The organism is Paenibacillus rhizosphaerae (assembly GCF_014192015.1).
GTDB classification, from domain to species: domain Bacteria; phylum Bacillota; class Bacilli; order Paenibacillales; family Paenibacillaceae; genus Paenibacillus_AQ; species Paenibacillus_AQ rhizosphaerae.
Map to the genome: position 1 here is coordinate 47,341 of NZ_JACHXJ010000003.1, position 22,476 is coordinate 69,816.

The following is a 22,476-nucleotide window of genomic DNA, read 5'->3' on the forward strand; positions in this document are numbered from 1 at the left end:
CTTTTGATTGAACAAAAAAACAGCCGATCTTGTCGATCAGCTGCCGGACCACTTATTTGTAAAATTGAACACCTTCGCCGCCCCGATTTCAGCCCGCAATTCCTTGTCCTCTTCCGTGAACCTGTTGTTCGTATAATGCGCGAGGGTTTTCCGCCAAAAATGAATGGTCCTTGCATTCCTCTCGGTCGGGGTCGTGTAGATCAGCCATTCTCCTTGAAACCGGTTGAATATTTGGGTAATAGCCTGCTCGGCAACACCCTGACCCCGAAAAGGCTGTAATATAAAGTATTCATTCACCAAAAAGTCGCTGTCATCCTCCACATAAGGCGGCGTGGCAATCAATGCGAAACCTGCGGGCACTTCGTTGACCCGAATCAAAAAAGGAAAGAGACACTCCTTTTTTCCCACCAAATATCAAACTCGGGCATTTGCTGCTGAAGCGTTTGAATAGCATCGCTGTCTTCAAAGACGCCATATCGATTGGGAAGCACGTTACGGATCCCCGCTAAATCGTGAAGATACAGAGGGTAAAGATTATAGATGATCAATTGCGTATCACGCCTGCTTAATTCAACCGTTATTTCCGCCATGTTGGACCCTCCTCATAAAGCCTTCTCTCTTTTACCGTAAAGTATATCGGCCGGCGGTTTGAAAGAATATGCAGAGAATACATATAACCATTTTAGGATACAAAAAGGGCTCGCGTTGGTTGTTGATGACACGCAAGCCCTTGGCATTAATTTTTCTGGTATACGATCTTTCGGATCGTCTCTTCAGCTAGGCAGTAAGATTGGGAGAGCTGCTCCACATCGAGTCCTTTACGGAACGATTGTCTGATCTCTAAATTGCGTTTCCGCAAATAGTCCCGCTGTCCTGAAAGCTGGCCCCACTTTTTGCGGCCATCCTCCGAAGAAGGAATATAGATCGTCCTGCCTTGGACGTATTTTTGAATTTCCTGAAGCAGCTGTTCCGGTAAAATGTCGCTTGCAGATCTATATTTCATTGGCTTCGCCCTTTCATCTAAGTGAATTTAAGATGGTAAGGTAGCAAAGCCTGCATGACAAACATCCTGCTAATGATCTGAACATGATGCGGTTAATAGATACGGCTCCATGCAAAACAACCGCCGCTGTTTGTCATATAGACTCTGCATGGAGCAACGTTGTAAACTTTGCATCGGGTAAGCTTTTGGATTCAGTAGGTCCTGAACCACCATCATCGCGATATTCCTCTCTTTCGGTTATTCATCCTGCTGTTATTCTAGTTTCCACATGATGTCTGTGGATTCCTTTTTATAATTAGAAGTCTAGAATCCTACTTCAATCCCACAAAATCGTATCCGTCGTAATATATGCCGCACCCGCCTCCTCAAACGGCCGTGAAATCGCCCGCTCGTTTACGGTCCAGATCGACACGTCAACGCCGGCCTTGCTGCAGTTTCGCACGTCATCCGGCGTTGTCGAACGGTAATCGTAATCCAGAAAAGCAGGCTGCAGCCGGCCGATGAACTCAAGGTCCGCTTCGCTCGGCGGCTTCGCCGATAAAAAGCCGAGCGGCACCGCCGGATCGATGGCACGCACCTTCAGCAAATCGTTGGCATTGAAACAAATAAAGCTCATATGTCCCATCATGCCGGAGCCGCGAACCAGCTCAACAAGCCTTTCCAGATCGCGATCCTGGTGATATTCCTCGATCTCGACGAATGCGTTCATGCCGTATTTGACGCATACGGACAGCACTTCCTCCAGCGTCGGAATTTGCAGGCCGGAATAATCGCCGATCCCGTTTCCCGCGGTGATGCTCAGCTCGCGGATCTCGGCATATGAGAAATCCTTCGTCCTCCCCGTTCCGTTCGTCATCCGGTCGACGGTTCGGTCATGATGGACAATCCAGCGGCCGTCCGTTGTGCAATAGGTATCGCATTCAATGCCCCAAAACCCCGATCGGCCCGCCAGCTCAAAAGCCGCGACGGTATTCTCAGGCGCTTGCATACTGAGCCCCCGATGGGCGACGTACTTTGGTTGATGATTCACCTGTCTTCACCTCATGATCCGAATTTTTGTTGCTGCCCTCATCCTTTGATCGAACCGAGCATAACCCCTTTGTTAAAGTATTTTTGCAAAAAGGGGAAAATGACCAGCAGCGGCAGCGCCGTTAACATGATCGCCGCCATTTTGGCTGCAGGCGTATATTTATACAATACATTGGACGCGTTGGAGATGGTAGGGTCATCCTCAACGAGCATTTGCCGTAAAAATACCTGCAGCGGCATGAGTTTTGCATCGTTTAAATATATAATAGCGGAAAAATACGTATTCCAGTTGCTCACCAGATAAAATAACGTAAAGGTCGCAATGACCGGCATGGACAGCGGCACGATGATCGATAGAAACAGGCGCCACTCGCCGCTCCCGTCGATTCGGGCCGATTCTTCCAGTTCCAGCGGCATGGACTGAAAAAAGCTCCTCATCACAATAACGTTGAACGCGGCAATCGCCGAGCTCAGCCAAATCGCCCAGAAGCTGTCCAATAGATGGAGCGATCGGACGACCAAATAGGTCGGAATCATGCCCCCTGAGAACAGCATCGTGAAAAACACCATAAAATTCATGGAATTCCGGAATTTGAGCCACCGCTTGGACAACCCGTAGGCCATCAGGGAGGTCAGCACGATATTCAGCGCCGTCCCTCCCAAGCTGATGATCACCGCATTGCGGAATGCAAGCGTAAAGCCCGGATGGGCCAGTAAATACAAATAACCGTCCAGGGTAAACTGCTTCGGAATAACGAAGAATCCCCGCGTTAAATACTCGTACTCCGTCGAGAACGAAACCGCGAGCACATAGAACAATGGGAAAATCGCGACCGCGGCCGCCAGGATAAGGATGAAATATACGAGACACGTGAAGAACAGATCGTTGCCTTTTGCCTGCCGCATTTAAAACACCCCTTCCTGGCCGAATCTCTTGGCGAGCCGGTTCACACCCCATACCAGCACCAAACCGACCACGGATTTAAATAAACCGACGGCCGTCGAGTAGCTGTAATCGCCTTCGATCAGACCCTTTTTATATATAAAAGTCTCAAACACCTCAGACACTTCTTGGTTCATCGGGTTCTGCAGCAGGAAAATATGCTCGAAACCGAGGTCCATCATATGCCCGAACCGCAAAATAAACATGACGACGATGACGCCCCGCAAGCCGGGAAGCGTAATATGCCATACCTGGCGCCAGCGGTTCGCGCCGTCCATCATAGCCGCTTCGTACAGCGTCGGGTCGATGCCCGATAAAGCTGCCAGAAATATAATCGCTCCCCAGCCGGCCCCCTGCCAAATGTTCTGAAATAGCCACACCCACCGGAAGTAGCGCGGATCCGTCATCAGTTCAATCGGGCCCAACCCCCAGTCCCCCAATAGTTGATTGATGCCTCCGGAGCCGGTGGCGAAGAGCACGATCGTAATCCCGACGATCACGACCCAGGAAATAAAATTAGGCGCATACAGAATGGTTTGGATCGCCGTCTTGATCCGTCTCGCTCTCACTTCATTCAGCAGCAGGGCGACCAGGATCGGGGCCGGGAAAAAGAGCAGTACATCCAGTAAATTGAGCAGCAGCGTGTTTTTGAGCAGCAGCAGGAAATCGCCTTCGGCAAACAGTCTGCGAAAATAGTGAAGACCTACCCATTCGCTCCCCGTTATTCCCTTGAAGGGACTATACTTCATAAAGGCGATCGAGATCCCGAACATCGGGATATATTTAAAAATGATAAAATAGAGCAGACCCGGCAGGATCATGAGATAGATGGGAAATGCCCTCTTCCAGTACGCTTTCATGTCTTCAACCCTCCAACTCGCTGTAAAGCCCGCCTGGAAATAAACAGCCCCAGGCGGCCGCAGCCGCCCGGGACCTTCAGGCGAACGTTATGGATTCGCCGTGTATGCGGCATTCACTTCCTCGATAATCTGGTCTCCGCCGTTACTCTTCCATTCCTTAATCGCTTCATCGATGCTCTCCACCGGCTTTTTGCCTGCGATGATTTCAATGACGGTTTTGTGGAAGCTGTCGTCCAGCGCCGTCCCTTTCTCCAAGTACGTATTGGACGAGAACAGATAGGCATCGGATGCGTTCTTATACGGATACTTTCCAGCGTTATTAATGGATTGCTCCATTTCTTTGGCCCATGTGGGATCGCTCCACTTGTACGTGTTGAACGTATTGGAATTGTTCCGCAGTACCCAGTTCCACAAGAGGCTTTGCCGCCCCTCGCCTTCGGCCTTCAACTCATCGGTCATTTCATAGGCTCCGCTGCTGTTTTTCTTGTAATGGATATTTTCAATCCCATTCTTCAGGATGTCTTCTCCCTCCGGAGATACCCACCAATCAAACAACTGCAGAATGCGGTCCCGCTTCTCGGCATCCACGTCCTTGCTCAGGACGACTTTGATCGTTCCGCTCGTCGGCGTGGACGTTCCCCGCATCCCGTCCTTGCCCATCGGCGGCGCCAGCTCCACAAATTTAGCTCCAGGAGAAATCGTCTGCAGCTGCTGATTGGTTTGTTGGCTGAACTGGTAATGCATGTCGGCAAAGCCCACTTTGCCTTGCGCGTATTTTTCGTTGAAGTTCGTATTCGTAACAAAATCTTTGTCGAGCACGCCCTCTTTATATGCACGGCTCATAAAGGTCAGGAACGCCTTCCATTCGTCCGATTGGACCTGCATCGGAACCAGTTTGCCGTTCTCCTCCTTCCAGCCATTCGCGAGCCCAAATGGTGCAAACAGCTCCGGCATGCCCAGCAGGCTTGCGTTGCCAAGCGCCGAGAATCCGAAGGTATCGTTCTTCCCGTTGCCGTCCGGATCCTGGGTCGTGAAAGCTTTGGCGATATCATAAAATTGATCGATGGTGAATGTATCAGGGGACGGTACGGGAATGCCCAGCTTATCCAGCCAGTCCTTGCGGACATAAATGGTATTTTGGGCCGTGGCATAGATCGGAATGCCGAAGATTTGGTCCTTCGGGTTCAGCAGCGCCCATTCTTCCGGTTTTGCGATGCTTTGCAAATGAGAATATTGGGCTAGCTGGGGTTTCAAGTCCTGAAATACGCCCTCCTCCACCCATTTCAGATACTGGCTTGGACTATCGATCCGCATGACGTCGGGCAGTTTGCCGGATGCTGCGATCACGTTCAGCTTTTCGTAAAAATTAGCATTCGGCACCCACTGAATTTGCAGGTCTACATTGAATTTGTCATCGATGTACTTGATGATCGGATGGTTGTTGTCCGGCCAGCCCCCGCCTTTCCATGACGCAATCATCATGTCGATTTTGATCTTCTTCGGCTTGTCCTTGTCTCCGTTCGTTCCAGACGCCGTCCCCGTATCCTCGGTTCCAGCGGATGTACAGCCAACGACCGCTAAAAATACGAGACTCATAACCAGGATGATTGAGAGCATTCGTTTCACTTCAGGTGACCTCCATTACCCATTGGATTTTGTCCTCTTCCCTTTCAAATATATCTTGCCGACAGGGGCCACTTTTTCACAAAATGATGATCTTTTTATCCGAATTTCCGATCATGGATTTATCCTTTTCGGGAATTTCAGCGTGACGACGCTTCCTTTCCCCGGTAATGACTGTACGCGGACGCCGTAGGATGGACCGTATTTCAGCACCATTCGGGCATGTACGTTGATGATGCCAACCGATTCCTCTTGGGCGAACGGCTCTGCTTGCTGCTCCACCAGCTCCATTCGATGCATAATCCGCTCCAGGTCTTCCTCGGGGAATCCATTCCCATTATCGGTAACGTCAATGACGAGGTCGCCCTCTCGCTCATAAGCTTCCACCGTAATTTGGGCATGGCCGTTTTTGGGTTCGACCGCGTACTTCACGCTGTTCTCCACGATCGGCTGCAGCGACAGCTTGATCATGCGGCAGTCCATGCAGGACTCAGGCACCGAGATGCTGCTGTGAAAATGATCAAAGCGGATATGAATGATATCCAGATAATTGTTCAGATTCCGCAGTTCATCCCGCAGCATCACTTCCGATCCGGGCATTTTCGAGGTATACCGGTAGACGCCCGCCAGGCGGGTCGCCATTGTCTCAATGGTCGGCACCTTCTCGATAAAAGCGATACTCTTGATAATTTCCAGCGTATTGTACAGCAGATGCGGATTGATTTGGTTCTGAAGCGCCTGAATATGCGCATCCCTTTGCCGCAGCTGCAGCTTCATTTCATTGATCTCCAGACGATGGACGGTGTGAATAAGCTCATTCAGCCTGGACGTCATCTGATTAAAGCTCCCGTTCAGCTGCTGAATCTCGTCTCTGCCGGGAATCACGATCGCACTGACCTTGGTATCGCCTGTTTCCACGCGCTTCATCAGATTCCGCAGATGAAGAATGGGCTGGACCACTTGGCCGACCATCTTGGGAATAAAGAGCAGCGATAACGCAATAATGCCCGTCATCACCCACAGCGTAGCTTTGCGGGCGAAGTCCAGGCCGCTGGCCATCTCGTGCATAGGAACGGAGGCCACCATATTCCAGCCGGTCACTTCCGAGCGGTTGCCGGACATCAGAATTTTCTCACCGTGTCGCTCAATGACGGCATCCTGCTTACCAAGAGGAAGGGCGCCCAGAGCCGTGTCCTCCACGTGCCGGCCTGCCAAACTTACGTCCGGGTGATACACAATTTCGCCGCTCGAATCGACGATAAAAAAATATCCTGTTTTCCCGAGTCTCGTCTGTCCAAGAATATCCTGGATTTCCGTAATCGATAAAGCGATATTCAGATTGCCGATGAGCTTAAGCGAATTCGGATCAAATACAGGGACGATGAGCGTAATATAAGGGTATGCGGGCACAGCCGCATCTTCATGGCGGTAATAGGAGGGAACGATTTTTAGTTGATCGGATAAGGGGCCCACCATCCAAGGCGAGGATTCAATCATCGGATGGCTCAGGGAATGATCTTTCGAATAAATCAGCCGGCCGTCCAGCGAACGGAGAACGATGCCCAGGACGTTGGAGTAGTTGATCGCGATATATTTGGACATGATGCCCTCGACAAGCGCTTCCTGTTCCCGGTTGAAGTTCTCTCCGCTGATGAGCCATTTCTGAAGAAGCCCGCTTTCCGGATTGTCGCCCAGCAGCGAATTCGAGGGCAATGGACCGGCAATCGAAGCGTAGGTCGATTGGGCCATCTGCGTAAAATACCGGTCAAGCTGATGATTGATTCGCGCGGTCGAGTCCTGAGCGATCGTGTAGAAATCATCTTTGGCCGATTCCGTGTAGTAGTAAGATGTAAAAACTGCCATCAGAGCAATGGACACAAAGCTCACCGACAGCACCAGACCGAGGATCTTCGTCTTGAACGAGAAGCGGTAATGCCAATGGCTCCATTTCATGATCCCATCCTCTTTCTGTATTCGAGGGGCGCCACTCCGGAAAGTGCCTTGAATACCCGCGTAAAATAGGGCGTCGACGAGTAGCCGACGATTTCCGCAATTTCGGATACGGCGTATGAGGTCGTTCGCAGCAGCTTTTTGGCCTCGTCAACGCGCAGACGGTTGACGTAGCTGACGAGCGAGCTGCCGGTATGCTTTTTGAACAGCGCGCTGAAATGGGAGACGCTGAAATTCGTCCGGTTCGCCATGTCCGTGAGCGACAGGCTCGTTTTATAATTGGCGTCGATATACCGGCACGACTCGGCAATGGCCGTGGGCATGCTCGTTTTCGGCGTTCCCGGATATCCGAGGTACCACGTTTCCAGCAGCGTCATGTAATATTTCAGGATGGACGGATCGTCGCCTGATTGATATTTCGGAACGTCTGTGAAATCCAAGCCGAATTCATTCATCAGGTTCTTCAGCTTGTGCTCCATCATGTTCAGCAGCCCGACCCGGGCATTTTTGTTCAGGACATGCAGCCTTAAAATGGACTCGATGAATTGGCGCTGCTTGTGCATCACGGCATCGACCGCCAAGCCCTGGCTGTTATCCAGTAAAGATTGAAACTTGACCATGTAATCGTTCAGGTCCTTCAGCGATTCCAGCTTCTCCTTCGATCGGTTTAATGCTTCGGTCAGCGTTTCAAATTCTACCGGCTTCAGCAAATAGTCCGACACGCCATACGACATCGCCTTCTGGGCATATTGAAAATTGTCGTATCCGCTAATAATGACTGATACGAGCGGAACGCGATGCTCAGCTATTCTTTTGATCAGAGATAACCCGTCAAGTTCGGGCATCATGATATCGGTGATAACGAGCATGGGCCATACTTCTTGGATCATGCTCCACGCTTCTTCCCCGTTGCTGCATTCTCCGACGACCTCGAATTCCTCCCCGGCCGTCTTCACCATCTGGACGATTCCTTTTAATACCCACGGTTCATTTTCGGCGATCAGAACGGTGTACATTTTGCGCTAAACCTCCATTGTTGGCAATTATCCAAGATGCTTGGGATATCCTTTCTGATATCTAAAAAAACCATTCGTGAATGAATGGTTTTTTCCTGCTTCTTGACGGCCGGGTCATCGCAGCCAATCCATGCTACAATGTCCGGTATATACCAAAAAAAGCGAGGAGGCAGGAAGCTGTTATGAATGTACGACTGGCAGAACGAATCATCGAAAAATGGGCCTCGGCGAACGCCGGTGCGATCGGCCTAGACCCCAATCATATTCAGGCTTCATATATCTATAATCCCGGAGGCTTCGGCAATTTGTCACTTCGCTTGTCGGACGGCTGCACGGGGCTTCACGTTAAACTGGCTTCGCCCGACCGAAGCGAGCGGCTGCAGCAGTGGGCGGGCGTCAGCGGTTATCTTGCCGAACATTACGCCGCACCCAAACTGGTCCATAGGATTGACCGCGAGATCGTAGAAGGGTATCCGTACGGCCTGGTGTTCGAATATATCGAGGATGCGGTCCCGCTCGCGAAAGCGCCAAATCCTGAGGCTATTCTGAAGGGCGTCATCGAGACCGCCTCCAAGCTGCATCGCGACGGCATTCTCCGCGGAATGCTGCCTGAAGCGGAAGCCCGCACTTATGCGGATGCATTTGAAGACGAGTACATATCCAGGTTGACGGAAGACTTGGAGGGAATCCGCGCATCCCGTGAGCTGCTGCGGGATTTTGTGTCGGATGAGACCATTTCGTGGTTCGGAGAGGAGATCGGCAGGCTGAGGGAAACCGTCCGGCAGACCCCGGCATTTGGGCTCCCTGCGCGTGATGTGGTTCATAACGATCTGAACGGAAACAACGTGCTGACTTGCGGCAAGGATGGCTTTCGGATCATCGACTGGGACGATCTTTCCGGCCAGGGAGATGCGGCGATGGACTACTCGGTTATGTTATGGCCGGTAAAGCATGATCCATCATGGCCGATTTGGAGGGAAAAGGTGCTGGCGGCCGCAGGAGTTGCGGTTACCGAGCGGCTTGAGCTTTATTTTCGGGCAAAACTGCTGGACGACGTCATTGACGTGCTGGCCGATTACGTCGAGTCGGAGGGGGTCCCGGAACATCGGGAAGAGGCACAGCGCAGGGCCAAAGCAGTCCATCTCCGCTCGTATCCGCAGTATCTCGCCCAGTATGGAGCCGGGTAAGCATAAGCGCTAGAGGCTGGAAACGAATTGCTGTTTCTGAATAAGGAAAACACATCATAAAACTCTTTCCAGCCGCCTTGATAGGCAGGTAGGAAAGAGTTTTTTTCCGATATACAGACTGGATTTATTTCCGGGCAACGAGCCGCATCAGCATGTCGGCCTTCGGAATTTGATACACTTTACTTCCATTCGAATTGATAACCATCACACCGGAGAGGACGGATAAATAACTAGCGATGAGCTCACGCGGATCCCCTTCCGCCAATTCCCCTGCCTGCTGGCCCTCTTCGAATAACGGCAGCAGCATATCCACATACGTATCCATAGAATATTTCTGCTGAAGCTGCTTCACTTGTTCGGGCACCCCGTCGGATGTGGCTGCCTGGTGGATCAGCATGAAGTATGGAGTGCCGTCTTCATTGAGGATTTCCGCCGTTAACGCCTTGATTTTCTCGAGCGGCGTTCCCGGCATGTCATAAACACTGCGCAGCGCCGCTTCCGATTCGGCCATCGCCTCTTGAACGAGCGACGTGAACAATTCGTCCTTCGATTTAAAATAATGGTACAGCAGCCCGTTGCTGATGCCTGCCGTCTCTGCGATCATACTCATCTTTGCGCTGAGGATGCCTTTGCGGGCAAACACCTGAAGCGCTGCCGCCTTGATTTGCTCTTTTCGTTCATCGCGAATTTGGTGCAATTGCTCTTCGTTTAATGGTGCCAATGTCAAGTACCCCTTTGCCGGAAGCTACCGTTTTCTATCAGTATATCAAATCCATCTTCACTATCGCTATCGTCTGACCAGCTCGAACGGGGATTCCGGGAACCGTGGAAGCATTTCTTCAAGAATCGTTTCAACGGGTTGGCCGTTGTCCGCCGTAAGACTGGAGAGCAGCTTCCTGCCTTCTTCCGAAGCGGTTAACACCTGGACTGCGGTTTCAGGATTGAAAATGTTTCGGGGAGATACCGATAACGTATTGACCGCCCAATAAAGTCCATAGAACTTCCAATCGGGTTTGGTGACGGCATACCTGAGGAACAGTTCCATATATTCGCGGCTGAAGGCATTCTCCTTGCTCGAGTCCGCCCCATCGTATTCGACTCCCTCCCACCGGAGATCGGCCGTACAGTTCAGCCAGAACGCCGGCTCGATGGCCTCTTTGATTCGGCGAAGCACGCCGCGCTCCCAATCGGGCCGCTTCTCAGCCCGCTGTTCCCGCAGACACGCCTCCAGAATGTCAACAGAGATCGCCGCAACCGTCATTCCCTGGCCGAAAATCGGGTCATAAATGCAGTAGGCGTCGCCCAGAACCAGTAAGCCCTGCGGCCACCGCGGCATCTGTTCGTATCGATGGCAGTACAATTCCGGGACGCGGAAAGGTCTGGGTGAGGCGATCGGTTCAAAATCGCGGACGATTTCCGCAATCTTCGGGCTCGGAAGCTGCTCCAAGGCGCGCTCGAATTCGGCGGCATCCGTCGGAGGGTAATTCCCGCCCGGACGGGCGAGCAGCACTTCTGCCGTTTCGTTTTCGATAAAGGAGAAGACGCTCGTATACGTACCGCTGGCAGGCTGACCTTGAATGTTGATAACGTCCCACTCATCGATTAAATGAGTCAGATGCGGCGGCACTTTATAGCGGCGGGTGCTGTATCCGAGCGAGACCTTCAACAGATCCGGCTTGGGAACCTCGTAGCCCAGGTCCGCAAGCCAGCCCGAGAGCTTTGAAGATCGCCCGCTTGTATCAATAACCAGGTCGGCCATCAGGGCTTTCTCCTTGCCGGACTGCTCGCGATCTCTGGCTTGCACCCCCATTACCTCGGATCCTTCTGGGCTCGTTAACAACCCCGTCACCTGGTGTCTCGTCAGAAATTTCACGTTGGAAATGGCTGCCGTCCGCTCGCGGATGACCCACTCCAGAAGCGCCCTGCTGAATTTAAGATCATCCCGGTCGTACTTCATTTCCAGGGTGCCGTACTGGTTCATGAAATACGCGGTTTTGTTCAGTGAAGACGGGCAGCCGTTCGCGATCATATCCTGCTCATAGCCAGGAAAGAGCCGCTCAATGACCGCTTTCCCCCGCGGCGTAAAGCGATGCGGATGGAATGCCTGAGGCGTTCCCGGCCGGACGTCCGGCCCTGTCGGATAGGCATCATTTTCGACGATCAGCACCTCTTTGAAATGTTCCGAGAGCACGCGTGCGGTCATGAGTCCCGCCATACCTCCTCCGATGACGATAGCCTTGCTTGTGATCGCTTTGTTAACCATAAAATGATTCCTCCCTAATTTTAGATTGACTCATTCAGTCGATAAAAATTCAAAAAAATATGATGTGTTACAATTTTAGATTGACTCAGTCAGTCAATGTTATTATGCGGCGATTAACAGTTATTGTCAACCCCTTTTTCGAGGCATCAGCAGCTGCCTTATCAGACACTTTCGGACACAACAAAACGGCGGCCGGCGAAGACTTGATAATGGCAGTCTATCGCTGCGGCAGCCGCTGTTTAGCCGCGCTTTCCGTTACATTCAAATATGGACGTAAAATCTGTTGTTTTGGATCACTCCCGCGGCAATCTCGGCCGGATCCCGCTGATTCGTATCCACAAGATAATCCGTATTGACTGCCGCTGTTTTCAGTTTATTTAGCAAAAACAGCGAACGGTCCAATGAATGAATATCCCCCCGCTTATTGAGGCGCTCCGTTATCGTTTCTTCGTCTGCGTGCAGTACCGCATATTTGAGCTGTACGTTTAAATCCGCAATATGCCGGCAGAACCACTCGAATTCATCCTCTACGACAAAGTCGATCACGACATGATAACCGCTTTGGATAAAGTTTCTGGTGACCGATAGAATATTCATCCAAGCTAAACTTAAGCGTTCCTCCCATGTCGGCGCAGGCTCCGTCATATACAGGTGGAGTAAATCGTCGCCCTCGATCAGCACGCAGCGTTCCACGAGCCGCGCCAATTCTTTCGACGTGGTGGATTTTCCGACCCCGAGCGGTCCGGAGATCAGATAGATTTGCTTCGTATCTCCATCCATATGTAGCCATCCTCCTTTCTACAAAAAAGCCTTCGGCTCCGTCTAACCCTGTCCAATCAGCTGGGATCACACTTCGGTTATATGCCAGAGCACGCCGGCGGGATCCAGCAGATGGATGGCGCGTCTGCCGTACGGCTGCATTTCAGGGGACTTTACTTTAACGCCGTATTTTCCGATGACACCGGAATGTTGAAGATGGCTCCACCACGCATCCAAGTCCTGAACGCATAGTTCCAGCATATAGTTCATCTGCAATTCAGCGTTCTGATAGTTCTGTAAATGGAACTCCGTTTCGTCCATCCGGAAAATCGTGAGCTCATCGCTGGTAAACATCTTTTCAAATCCCAAATCCTCATAGAACCGCACGGCAAGCGGATAATCCTCACCGGACGGAACAAAAGGTCTTAACTTCAGCGATTTCATCGTCATCATCTCCCCAACTATGATAAGAAAAACATCTACCGACGTACTTTCTAAGAAGACAGAGATCAGGATGTTTAGCCTCTGAAGCTTTATACCTTCTGAGCTCTTTATAAAAAACGCCCCTCGGCATCATTATAACAGCCGCAGGGCGTAATCCAACGAGTATTAAATTTTTATACCGATCATATGCCTAACTCAGCCAGCGATGCTGGTCTTTCGTTTGATCATCAAGCACTGTTATCCAAGCTCAATAGCCAGGCAGTGAGCATAACTTGTCGGCCTATGCTCCGGGAGGGAAACAACCAAAGCTCCGTAAGGCTGTTCGAACGCTACATCGCCCACGCCCAGCAGCCGCACGGACTTTACTTTGTCGGCCGGCGTCAACGATCGAATGACGGCGAGATGATCCTCCGGCCAGCTCATTTGAAAGGCATAGAGGATATTCCCCTTCTGCGTGAATCGGTAATCTGCCGCTGTCCATTCCACTTTGTTTTCCGTGAAGTGGTCAATGACCACCTGAGAAGGACCTTCTCCTGACACGCGGAACGGGCGGGTGCCAAATATTCCTTCTCCGCAAACTCGAATCCACTCGGCCATCTCTCTGAGGAGATACGTGCACTCCTCGTCGATCGTCCCATCCGGCTTCTGCGGAATATTCAAGAGAAGATTGCCGTTTTTAGAAACGATATCGACCAGGATTTCGATAACGTGCCCCGGCTTTTTATAGACAGACCGCACATTATAGAACCAGTCTCCTACACATGTATCAGTCTGCCACGGCTCGGGCTTAATGTCGGGCTCTTGGCTCCTTTCGATATCCAGCACGCCTATCGCATATATTTCCTTGCGCCGATCCTTCTGGTTATAGACCGCACGGTTCACGCCGCCATGGATCGCCGCGCTGGTATTATACAGGTGCGCGACAGCGCGGAGGCCAGCCTCGTAAGCAGGATCATCCAGAGATAGCTCCGGCCGCTCCCAGTAGCCTGGTGCGAACGGCAGCCCGCCGTCTGAATACAACAGATCCGGCTGATACTTGTCAATGATTTCCTTGATCACGGAAAACCAGTGACGATGCCACCACGGATTAGATGTATACCAAGGCGCAATCGAATCAACCTGTATCCTTCCTTGATGGTGTTCCTGATTGGGCAGATACAAATCTTCATTCGCCGGATCGTTCCCATCATAAGGGATGCCCGCAAAGGGTCCCTGCTTATCGCTGCCTTTATTCCAGTGGAACCAGCTGAATGTGGCGCCGAGATGCTCCGTTAGACCAAAAGGCAGTCCACGCCGTGCAGCGGCATTCTTCCACAGAGCAACAATATCTTTTTTGGGTCCCATATTGACCGAATTCCAGCGATGAATGCTAGAATCATAATTGAAGAAGTTATCATGGTGCATCGCCTGCGCTACGAAGTATTTGGCCCCGGCTGCCGTGTATAAGTCCATAAGTGCATCCGGATCAAACGCCTCCGCTTTCCACAGCTGCACAAGATCTTTATAGCCAAACTTCGATGGGTGCCCGTAGTGACGAATATGATAACGGTATTGTTCCGAACCTTCGATGTAGATGTTCCGTGCATACCAGTCTCCGTACATCGGTACGGACTGGGCGCCCCAGTGTGACCAGATCCCAAACTTGGCGTCCCGGAACCACTCCGGACATTCGAATTGGCGGAGCGATTCAAGGGTAGGTTGATAGGGGCCTGCGGCGATTTCATTCCAGTTCATCGATATTGCCTCCTTTGTTAGTTCGAATTAGGAATTGATTTAATCCTAGCAATCCTCATGCGATGAATGAATATAGAATCCTAACCTTCTGTTGGATAAAATTATCTATGGATAAACCATGACAACAGGGGCTTCAATTCGAAACTTGAGTTCAATCTATCTATAGGAAATGGAGAACGTGGATATGGGCAACCAATCATTAGCCAGGCTGTACATGGAGAATCTGGATGTACGGGTAATAGAGATGGGATACAACCAGGTATGGACGGATTGGCGGGAGCTCGACTATACGCCGGATTTTAACAAGTTTTATTTGATTTGTGACGGGGAGGGATGGCTAAAAATCGGCGATTCGGAATTCACTCCGAAACCCGGGCAATGGTTTCTGATGCCTCATGGCGTTAAGCAATCCTATTCTTATACTTCAGGGCCCAGGTACACCAAATATTGGTGCCATTTTACCGCTCGGGTTGGAGATCGCAATCTCTTTGACCTGATTCAAACTCCCCTGTATGTCGATATCAAAAATGACAACGAAGCGATCCGGCTGTTCCGCGAATTGCTCGAAAGCGATTCAGCTGCTTCCATTAGCGGTCCGTTGCTTGTGAAATCAGCCATGCTGAGACTGGTTTCCTATTACATAGAGCATGCAGTTTCCTCCGAGGTCAGCCTCCATCGTTGGACGGAGCCCGAACCTCTCGAACAGGTGATTTCGTATATTCAGAACAACTACCATCACGCCTTGACCATTACGGACCTGGCAGAAAAGGCTCACCTGCATCCCAACTATTTCATCCGTGTATTTAAAAGGCAGTTCGGCATTTCACCGATCCAATACATCAAAAAAAGAAGGCTGGAGGAAGCAAAACTGCTGCTTGTGACGACGAACCTCCTGTTATCTGAAATCGGCGACCGGGTCGGAATATCCGATATCTCCTATCTTTCAAGGATTTTCAAGGAATCGACCGGCTTCTCACCGACCGCATACCGGATTACCTTCAGTTCTCATCCAGCGGTATCGTCTTAATTTAAATGTGGTACAGCCACCTTTAATACGTAAAAAAATGCTGCTTGTACAAGCACCATTCGAATGATTTCGGGCTTTCACCCCGATCCCCGTTTCCACTGACCGCTTTCAATTCCTCTTTATTATGATTTTACTTTAAAGTAAACCTGGTATGGTTCATATCCTATATCCCGGATTCTCCTAAATGGAATGGCCGGGTCCTGGTTTACGGTTTTAAAGAAATATCTCCAGCTCCCCCACTCCCGTTCATTTTCCATCGTCAATTCGGATGCAGCGTCTTGGATGTCAGCAAACAGTATTCTCTCGGCATCACAAATACCTGCCAGCACTTCGGGCCCATAGCGGAAGGCACCGATGCTCTCATCATCTGGAAGCGGTATGAACCCGACTCCTATAGGCAAGATCACGCTGACCTTGTCGCCATCCATCCATTGCCGTTCAATTTTATAAAAAGCCGTGCTGTCTTTGGTTTTACCGTGAAGTTCGGAGTTTACGTAAATGGCCGCTTCCGATGTAATCCATTCCGGAATCCGAAAACGGAGCGAGAAGTTCATAGGTTTGAACGTATTTACTATAAAATCAAACTTTTTGTACGAAGGCATGTTTTCATACAGCTCTGTTTTTTCGTTAAGTTTCTGAAATCCTGTAATATCAGAAGAAGTTAGCAGGCTTCCGGTCATATGGTCTTGTTTTTGAATGAGGCGAATGTCTTCGCCATCCACTGTCGTTGTTAGTTCCGAGTCAAAATACTGGCATACAAAGAAATCGTTATCGTCCCTGTAATATAAGTTTCGATTTAAAGCAGCATTCGCCTGAACCATGGTGCCATGGCAGCAGAAGAAGCTTTCGGTCTCCGAACTCCAATCCTTACGCAAGCCTGCCATCATTGGGAGGAAATACGTCAGCAGTCCGGTTGACGGATGATTATGCTTATTACCTGTTAATCCATATTCTTGATAATAGGCCTGCGCCATAATACCGTTATACAAATTGTATTCGATATATTGCGCATAAGCAGGATCACCTGTATGTCTGAACAAAAACTCCGCCAGACGCATCATGTTATACACCGTACAGTGTTCCTGATTTTTGTCACCCAGCCTGGACTTCATCTTCATTTTTGGCATCCAGACTTCTCCAGCGGTTTGGCCACCAGTAACAAGGAAGCCTCTTTCCGTCACGGCGCACTTCCAATAGGCCCTGACAATATCCATCCACCGCTCCTCCCCCGTTACTTCATAGGCCTTTGCACAGCCCAAAACCTCAGGAATCGTCGTATTGGCATGCATATTGGTAAGAGGATCTTTTCCTTCTACTAGCGGTTGAAAGAGTCGGCTGCGATAATACCGTTCCAGCAGGTTCCTGTATTTATCTTTCCCCGTAATTTCAAGCAGTTCAGCCCAAATTTCAAGCATCCCCCCCGTTTCCGCATCCAGAATGTCATCGAACTTTTCTCTTGAAAATGTACTGCTCCATTGCACAAACCAATCCGCAAATCGGTCGGCGATGTCCAAGGCTTTCTGATTGCCCGCAAACAGATACATGTCGACAAGACCCATAAAGGTCTTATGAAGATTGTACTGAGGCGCCCAAATATTTTTTCCGTTCGCTATCCAATGCAAATATTTCTCCGGGATGGGACCTACCCACTGCCCTCCATTATCCTTCTGGCATTCGGCCAACTCGTCTATGATCAGGTCCGATTTCACCTTCAGCTCCGCATCCCCGCTCGCATCATAACGGATTGCCGCAGCAGACAGCCAGTGCCCCAAGAAATGGCCGCGAAGCTGGCACACCGGGGATTCCCAGCCCCCGTGCGCTCCTGGCGGAATATCTCTTCCCGTGTATCTTCCTGCTTCCAGATTAAAATTAAATAGAAGATGGTTACTGGTTAGTTTCATCAGATAGTTTCTGTTTGCTGCTTCTCTGCGTCTTAGCTCGTTATCATGGAGCTTCACATGTTTCCCTCTCAATTCTTCCATAACCGAACCCCCAAATAGATTAATTTGAAGCGTAGGATGTGACCCCCGGGATGATTAACAAAATCAGATGATCATTGAAATTGGATCCGGGACATCCTCCCAAATCACCAGGTTCGTGACGGTGGAGCGGCGACTTAATCGTTATTCTCCTTCATGACGCCGGAATTCGCACTCGTTCCTACTGTCTTCAGCACTTCCCAATAAGACGGTTTGGGCTGATGCTTCACATCAAATAAGAAGGGCCAGTTCTTCCGGCCCCTTACAGGAAAATGGTCCAGCCAGGTATAATCATCGGCAGCGCCCCAAAAAGTGACGGATGTGATATGTTCGCTGTATTCCTGGAACAACCGGAAAAATTGTCCGTAACGTTCCGCCTGAAGAGCCAGCATATCTTCGGTCGGAGCCGTGAGGTCGGTCCGCCGGTCATCGAACGCAAACATCGAAACGTCCAGCTCTGTAATGTGCAGCTTCACGCCCAAACTGGCGTATTTCTCGATCGCCCGGCGGAAATCGTCCAGCGACGGATGATACAGGCTCCAATGCGCCTGAAGCCCGATGCCGTGAATCGGCACTCCCTGCTCGAGCAGTGATTTGACGAGTGTATAGATTTTCTCGCTTTTCACCGGATCAGACTCGTTGTAATCGTTGTAGAACAGCAGCGCCTCCGGATCGGCTTCATGGGCATACTCAAACGCCTTGGCGATGAAATCCTCGCCGATGATGTCGTGCCACTTCGAGGGCCGCAGCAGTTCGCTGCCGCTGTCGGACACCGCTTCGTTCACTACGTCCCAGGCATAGAGTTCTCCCCTGTAATGGGAAACGACCGTATTGATGTGAGATTTCATGCGGGCCAGGAGCGTCACCCGATCCGCCGGGCTGCCATCTTCATGCTCAAACACCCATTTCGGCGTCTGATTGTGCCACACCAGCGTATGGCCCCTTACCCCCATGCCGTTGGCTTTAGCCAGAGCCACCAAACGGTCTGCCGCCTCAAACGTATACCGGTCCTCCGCGGGATGCACCCTTTCGAATTTCATTTCATTTTCGGCCGTCACGCTGTTGAAATGCTCGATAAGCAAATCACGCTGCGTATCTAACGTCACCGGATTGACGGCGGCCCCGACCATAAACTGTTCTTTAAACGCTTCACGCAAACTCATCATACCCATCCCCTCCTAGAGAAGTTCTATACTTCAATGCTCATGAAAGACACCTCGGAAGTCGGATTACTTCAACACCTGGTATTGAAAATCGGAAAAATCCGCCGTCCCTCCAGCCTCCCGGGTGGAAAACAAAAACAGGCCGATGCGGCATCCCATAAAATGGTCCAGCTTGTATACCATCTTGTGCGTAATTCCGAGCTGCTGCCAATCCGCGCCGTCCCGGTAATAAAACATGCACTCATCCGCATTATTCACGAAATTGCCGGTTGCCTTGAGCGTGACGACGTCTCCGGAAACGGGAATTCTGGCGACCTCGGTCCCGGGCTCTTCGTCGACCAATTTGCCGAATATAGAGCGGTCTTTGGCTTCTCTCGCCAGCATAACCAGATAGGATCGGCCGGCCTCCTTGGTCAGGGCGATCAAGCCGTACGTGCCGATCAAGAAGCACAGCCCTGCATAATCGCCATCCTTCATCCCGCTGCCGTCCAGCGTGACCGTCGCTTCGCATGCCGGTCCCATGGCGCGCTGCGTCAGCGTATTGACCGCAAACGTCAAATTGGGGCTGATCTTTCCGGATTGGATCCGGTAGACTCCCGGTTTGTCCGTTACGGACCATAATGCATCGTCAGGCGTATGATTCCACTGCCAAACGTCCTTCAGGCGCACGTTGCCGTGCTCGTCCGGCGTGTAATGAAAGTCGTCGCTTCCAACCAAAGGCTGGTAGGAATAACCGGGTCTTGTGCTTGGCAGTTCGATCATTTTGGGTGCTTCTGTGGCGAATACCGGAAAACCGTTCTCGAAGCGCAGCGGAACAAGCACCGGAATCCGGCCGACGGCGCCGTGATCCTGAAACAGAACGGCCAACCATTTCCCGTCCGGTGTATCCACGATGCCTCCCTGCGCTACGCCCGAATTAAAATACCCCATATCGTCATTAAAGACCTCTCCGCCCGTAAACTCGCCCTCCAGGGAATCCGCCGCAAAGCAGGCCTGCGTCCGGCGTCCCGTCGCCTTTGAAATATGGATAAAGAAGGCGTAATACCTGCCGCCGATCTTATAAAAATGGGCACCCTCATATCCGAGATGGTACGGCTCGCGTTCTTTGACGATGATACGGTTCAGCCCACCGGGCTTGGGACCGGAAAGATCCGCCTTCAGTTCGAGCAGGTGAATCTCGGCATTCCCGTAAATCAGATACGCCCGGCCGTCATCGTCAAACAACAGCGAGCAGTCGTGATAAAAGCCTTCGATGTATTGTTTCGTCCATGGACCGGATACGGTATCGGCCGTGTACAGATAAGTTCGGCGGGTATCGTTCGCCACGAAGATAACGTAGAATTTCCCCTTGTGGTAACGAAAGGATGGTGCCCACATGCCCTGTCCATAAATATGCTTGCCGTCTTCGAGCCGCTGTGCCGGCGTATTGTCCAGAACGTCGTACACATGTGAAGCCACTTCCCATTGAATCAGGTCGTATGAACGCAGAATGACGCAGCCCGGCATCATGTGCATCGTCGTGCTGACCATATAGTAGGTATCCTCTACCCGGATCACGTCAAGATCCGGATAATCGGCCCAAATAATCGGATTTGGATACATATTCTCTCTCTGCCCCTTCCTAGTCGCGTTTTACAATGACTTCGATCGAAACCTCGGCCAAAGCCGGGTTCAAATCCCTTTCTTCGGTCAAATCAAGCACCGGGTATCCGTCCACATCAAAATGAACGCGGCGGATTCCGGAGCCTCTAGGCTCCTCTACTCCCGGTCTGGCATGGTACACGTTCCAAGTGACGCCCTCATCATCCGTAACGTAGGAATTATGGCCCGGACCGTATTCGCCCGGGACGCTTCTCGACGTCAGCAGCGGATAATTGCCCTTCGTCCAGCTGCCGGGATTCAGCAGGTCCGCATTCGTGTCGGCGGTCAGCAGGCCCACGCAATAAGTGGCGTCTACCGCTGCGCTCGAGAAGGTTATAAAGATTCTGCCATCCCGGATCAAGGCAAACGGCCCTTCATCGACAAAGGTATGGTTATTGGCCCAGCCAACGTCCGGTCGGGTTAACAGCACCGGGTCGCTCGTCAGCCTCCACGGCTCTTTCGGATCCAATTTCGCGATATAAATCCAGGCACCAAGATCTTCAGGCACGAACTGCCGTTCCGACCAGGCCGCGTAACATTCCCCGTTCACCTGGATGACCGTCATGTCCAGGGAGATCACCTTGCCCGCCTCGCATAACTCGGTACCGTCTTTCCTGACGACGCGCCGGGGCATCGACCAGTCTGCGGCACAGGTGGGATCCCCACCCTCGCGCAGCTTCATCACATGGCACTCTTCATCGAAAAATTCGCCTGTCGTTGCCGCATGAAAAATGTACAGCCCGCCCTCAATGATATGGAACTCGGGCGCCCATAACAGCCCTTTAATGTGATCATAGGTTTGTGTATCGAGAATTAAGGACTCGCCGGCCTGAACAAGACCGGATATCGTTTCTGCTTCCCGGATATACAAGGTTCGGTTGCCGTCGGCGTCGTTGGTCGCAATGAAATAATACTTGCCGTTCCATTTCGCGATACAAGGGTCCGCCCGGTTCGCCGCGACCGGAAATGCGTAATGTTCCTGACGGACCGTTCCCTTCACCCGATATGTTCCGGACCGGTCCCAGCGAACCGCCGCCGCATCCCAGTCCACGGCCTTGGGAGCCGTGGTGCCATCGCTGTATACTGCAGTCGCTTTGAGCATCTTCAAATCCTCGGCCGATGCCGCCGTGATGCATTCCGGGACCTCGATAGCAACATTCTGCGGAACCGTAAGCCGGCATACGAGGCGTTGTGCGGTTTCCCGCGGAACGCGGATCACATTTCGGGGCTGTATGCCTTCAATGTCAGCTGATACGGCTTCCAGAGTAAACGGCTCAGCTCTTTCCGGAGTCCCGGCGCCATCCAGATCATTAAGATCCTGTATCTCATTTCGGTAGCTGCGTCCGTTACTGTCGCACCAGTGAATGACGTAGGCCTGGCATGATTCATCATATTCGCAAGTGGCGTCGAGAACGTAAGCATCGCTCTTCAAATCGACCAGCCCGACTTCTTGATATTGCAGCAAATCGTTGGAAGTAAAGAACAGCACCGCCCCTCTGCTTTCTTCATCCTCCTGGCCATCCGCCTCTGTCCGTACGGCAACAACGCCGAATCTTCCGTCGGCCATGTGGAAGAGGTACGGATTTTTCAGGCTTTTGGCTCGGAGCTTCCCGTTTTCATGATGCGTGGCTTTGGCGAACAGAACGCCTGAATTATGGTTCAATGCCTGAAATTGATTGCCGTCCCCGCTATAGGCAAGATGCATGCTGTGCGCCAGCCTGGACGCATAGATGATGTCCTCCTGCGGGGTGCGCGTATAGCATAAGACCTCGATGTATTCGCTTTCCATTTTTGAAATCATGGCATGACCTCACTTTTATTGATCATTTCAAATACGGATGCCTAAACGGAGTCT

General features: G+C 51.3%; 20 protein-coding genes. 2 read left to right on the plus strand and 18 right to left on the minus strand.

What is annotated here, in order from left to right:
- Nucleotides 1-36: 36 nt before the first annotated feature.
- From FHS19_RS34930 to FHS19_RS16890, 9 genes are all read right to left on the minus strand, one after another.
- Nucleotides 37-378, minus strand: coding sequence for a GNAT family N-acetyltransferase (locus FHS19_RS34930; RefSeq protein ID WP_246426666.1), 342 nt, complete (start codon nucleotides 376-378; stop codon nucleotides 37-39).
- Nucleotides 375-590, minus strand: a complete 216-nt coding sequence (locus FHS19_RS34935; protein WP_246426667.1) for a hypothetical protein — start codon at nucleotides 588-590, stop codon at nucleotides 375-377. The genes FHS19_RS34930 and FHS19_RS34935 overlap by 4 nt, the downstream gene beginning before the upstream one ends.
- Before the next feature lie 146 nt (nucleotides 591-736).
- A complete protein-coding gene (locus tag FHS19_RS16860; RefSeq protein WP_183583051.1) occupies nucleotides 737-1,003 on the minus strand; it encodes a CD3324 family protein in 267 nt (88 codons plus the stop codon).
- A gap of 316 nt (nucleotides 1,004-1,319) precedes the next feature.
- A complete protein-coding gene (locus FHS19_RS16865; protein WP_183583052.1) occupies nucleotides 1,320-2,033 on the minus strand; it encodes a glycerophosphodiester phosphodiesterase in 714 nt (237 codons plus the stop codon).
- A gap of 38 nt (nucleotides 2,034-2,071) precedes the next feature.
- Nucleotides 2,072-2,938 (minus strand): carbohydrate ABC transporter permease, encoded by an 867-nt coding sequence (locus FHS19_RS16870; RefSeq protein WP_183583053.1) that lies wholly within the window; start codon nucleotides 2,936-2,938, stop codon nucleotides 2,072-2,074.
- On the minus strand, nucleotides 2,939-3,835 hold the full coding sequence (locus FHS19_RS16875) for an ABC transporter permease (protein WP_183583054.1): 897 nt from the start codon (nucleotides 3,833-3,835) through the stop codon (nucleotides 2,939-2,941). It abuts the gene before it with no gap.
- An 87-nt stretch (nucleotides 3,836-3,922) separates the two neighbouring features.
- Complete coding sequence (locus FHS19_RS16880) at nucleotides 3,923-5,452, minus strand: extracellular solute-binding protein (RefSeq protein WP_246426713.1); 1,530 nt, start codon at nucleotides 5,450-5,452, stop codon at nucleotides 3,923-3,925.
- Between the two features lie 120 nt (nucleotides 5,453-5,572).
- Nucleotides 5,573-7,411, minus strand: coding sequence for a cache domain-containing sensor histidine kinase (locus tag FHS19_RS16885; RefSeq protein ID WP_183583056.1), 1,839 nt, complete (start codon nucleotides 7,409-7,411; stop codon nucleotides 5,573-5,575).
- On the minus strand, nucleotides 7,408-8,424 hold the full coding sequence (locus tag FHS19_RS16890) for a response regulator transcription factor (protein ID WP_183583057.1): 1,017 nt from the start codon (nucleotides 8,422-8,424) through the stop codon (nucleotides 7,408-7,410). The genes FHS19_RS16885 and FHS19_RS16890 overlap by 4 nt, the downstream gene beginning before the upstream one ends.
- Before the next feature lie 182 nt (nucleotides 8,425-8,606).
- Here FHS19_RS16890 and FHS19_RS16895 point away from each other — a divergent pair, with 182 nt between their 5' ends.
- Entirely contained in the window at nucleotides 8,607-9,611 is a 1,005-nt protein-coding gene (locus FHS19_RS16895; protein WP_183583058.1) for an aminoglycoside phosphotransferase family protein, read from the plus strand.
- 124 nt (nucleotides 9,612-9,735) lie between these two features.
- Here the strand turns inward: FHS19_RS16895 and FHS19_RS16900 are convergent, their stop codons facing one another.
- The 5 genes from FHS19_RS16900 to FHS19_RS16920 form a co-directional block, all read right to left on the minus strand.
- Nucleotides 9,736-10,332: a TetR/AcrR family transcriptional regulator gene (locus FHS19_RS16900; protein WP_183583059.1), complete on the minus strand. Its 597-nt coding sequence runs from the start codon at nucleotides 10,330-10,332 to the stop codon at nucleotides 9,736-9,738.
- Between the two features lie 66 nt (nucleotides 10,333-10,398).
- A complete protein-coding gene (locus FHS19_RS16905) occupies nucleotides 10,399-11,874 on the minus strand; it encodes an FAD-dependent oxidoreductase (protein ID WP_183583060.1) in 1,476 nt (491 codons plus the stop codon).
- A gap of 261 nt (nucleotides 11,875-12,135) precedes the next feature.
- On the minus strand, nucleotides 12,136-12,654 hold the full coding sequence (locus FHS19_RS16910; protein WP_183583061.1) for a P-loop nucleotide/nucleoside kinase family protein: 519 nt from the start codon (nucleotides 12,652-12,654) through the stop codon (nucleotides 12,136-12,138).
- A gap of 66 nt (nucleotides 12,655-12,720) precedes the next feature.
- Entirely contained in the window at nucleotides 12,721-13,077 is a 357-nt protein-coding gene (locus FHS19_RS16915; RefSeq protein WP_183583062.1) for a VOC family protein, read from the minus strand.
- Nucleotides 13,078-13,314: 237 nt separating this feature from the next.
- Nucleotides 13,315-14,811, minus strand: coding sequence for an alpha-L-fucosidase (locus tag FHS19_RS16920; RefSeq protein WP_183583063.1), 1,497 nt, complete (start codon nucleotides 14,809-14,811; stop codon nucleotides 13,315-13,317).
- 184 nt (nucleotides 14,812-14,995) lie between these two features.
- Between FHS19_RS16920 and FHS19_RS16925 the strand changes: the two genes are divergently transcribed.
- Nucleotides 14,996-15,838: an AraC family transcriptional regulator gene (locus tag FHS19_RS16925; protein ID WP_183583064.1), complete on the plus strand. Its 843-nt coding sequence runs from the start codon at nucleotides 14,996-14,998 to the stop codon at nucleotides 15,836-15,838.
- 122 nt (nucleotides 15,839-15,960) lie between these two features.
- Here the strand turns inward: FHS19_RS16925 and FHS19_RS16930 are convergent, their stop codons facing one another.
- The 4 genes from FHS19_RS16930 to FHS19_RS16945 form a co-directional block, all read right to left on the minus strand.
- Complete coding sequence (locus tag FHS19_RS16930; RefSeq protein WP_183583065.1) at nucleotides 15,961-17,820, minus strand: beta-L-arabinofuranosidase domain-containing protein; 1,860 nt, start codon at nucleotides 17,818-17,820, stop codon at nucleotides 15,961-15,963.
- 134 nt (nucleotides 17,821-17,954) lie between these two features.
- The gene (locus tag FHS19_RS16935) at nucleotides 17,955-18,983 is read right to left on the minus strand and encodes an endo-1,4-beta-xylanase (protein WP_183583066.1); all 1,029 of its coding nucleotides are present in this window, start codon (nucleotides 18,981-18,983) and stop codon (nucleotides 17,955-17,957) included.
- 63 nt (nucleotides 18,984-19,046) lie between these two features.
- Complete coding sequence (locus tag FHS19_RS16940; protein ID WP_183583067.1) at nucleotides 19,047-20,582, minus strand: glycoside hydrolase family 43 protein; 1,536 nt, start codon at nucleotides 20,580-20,582, stop codon at nucleotides 19,047-19,049.
- A gap of 19 nt (nucleotides 20,583-20,601) precedes the next feature.
- Nucleotides 20,602-22,422: a family 43 glycosylhydrolase gene (locus FHS19_RS16945; protein ID WP_183583068.1), complete on the minus strand. Its 1,821-nt coding sequence runs from the start codon at nucleotides 22,420-22,422 to the stop codon at nucleotides 20,602-20,604.
- Nucleotides 22,423-22,476 lie beyond the last annotated feature (54 nt).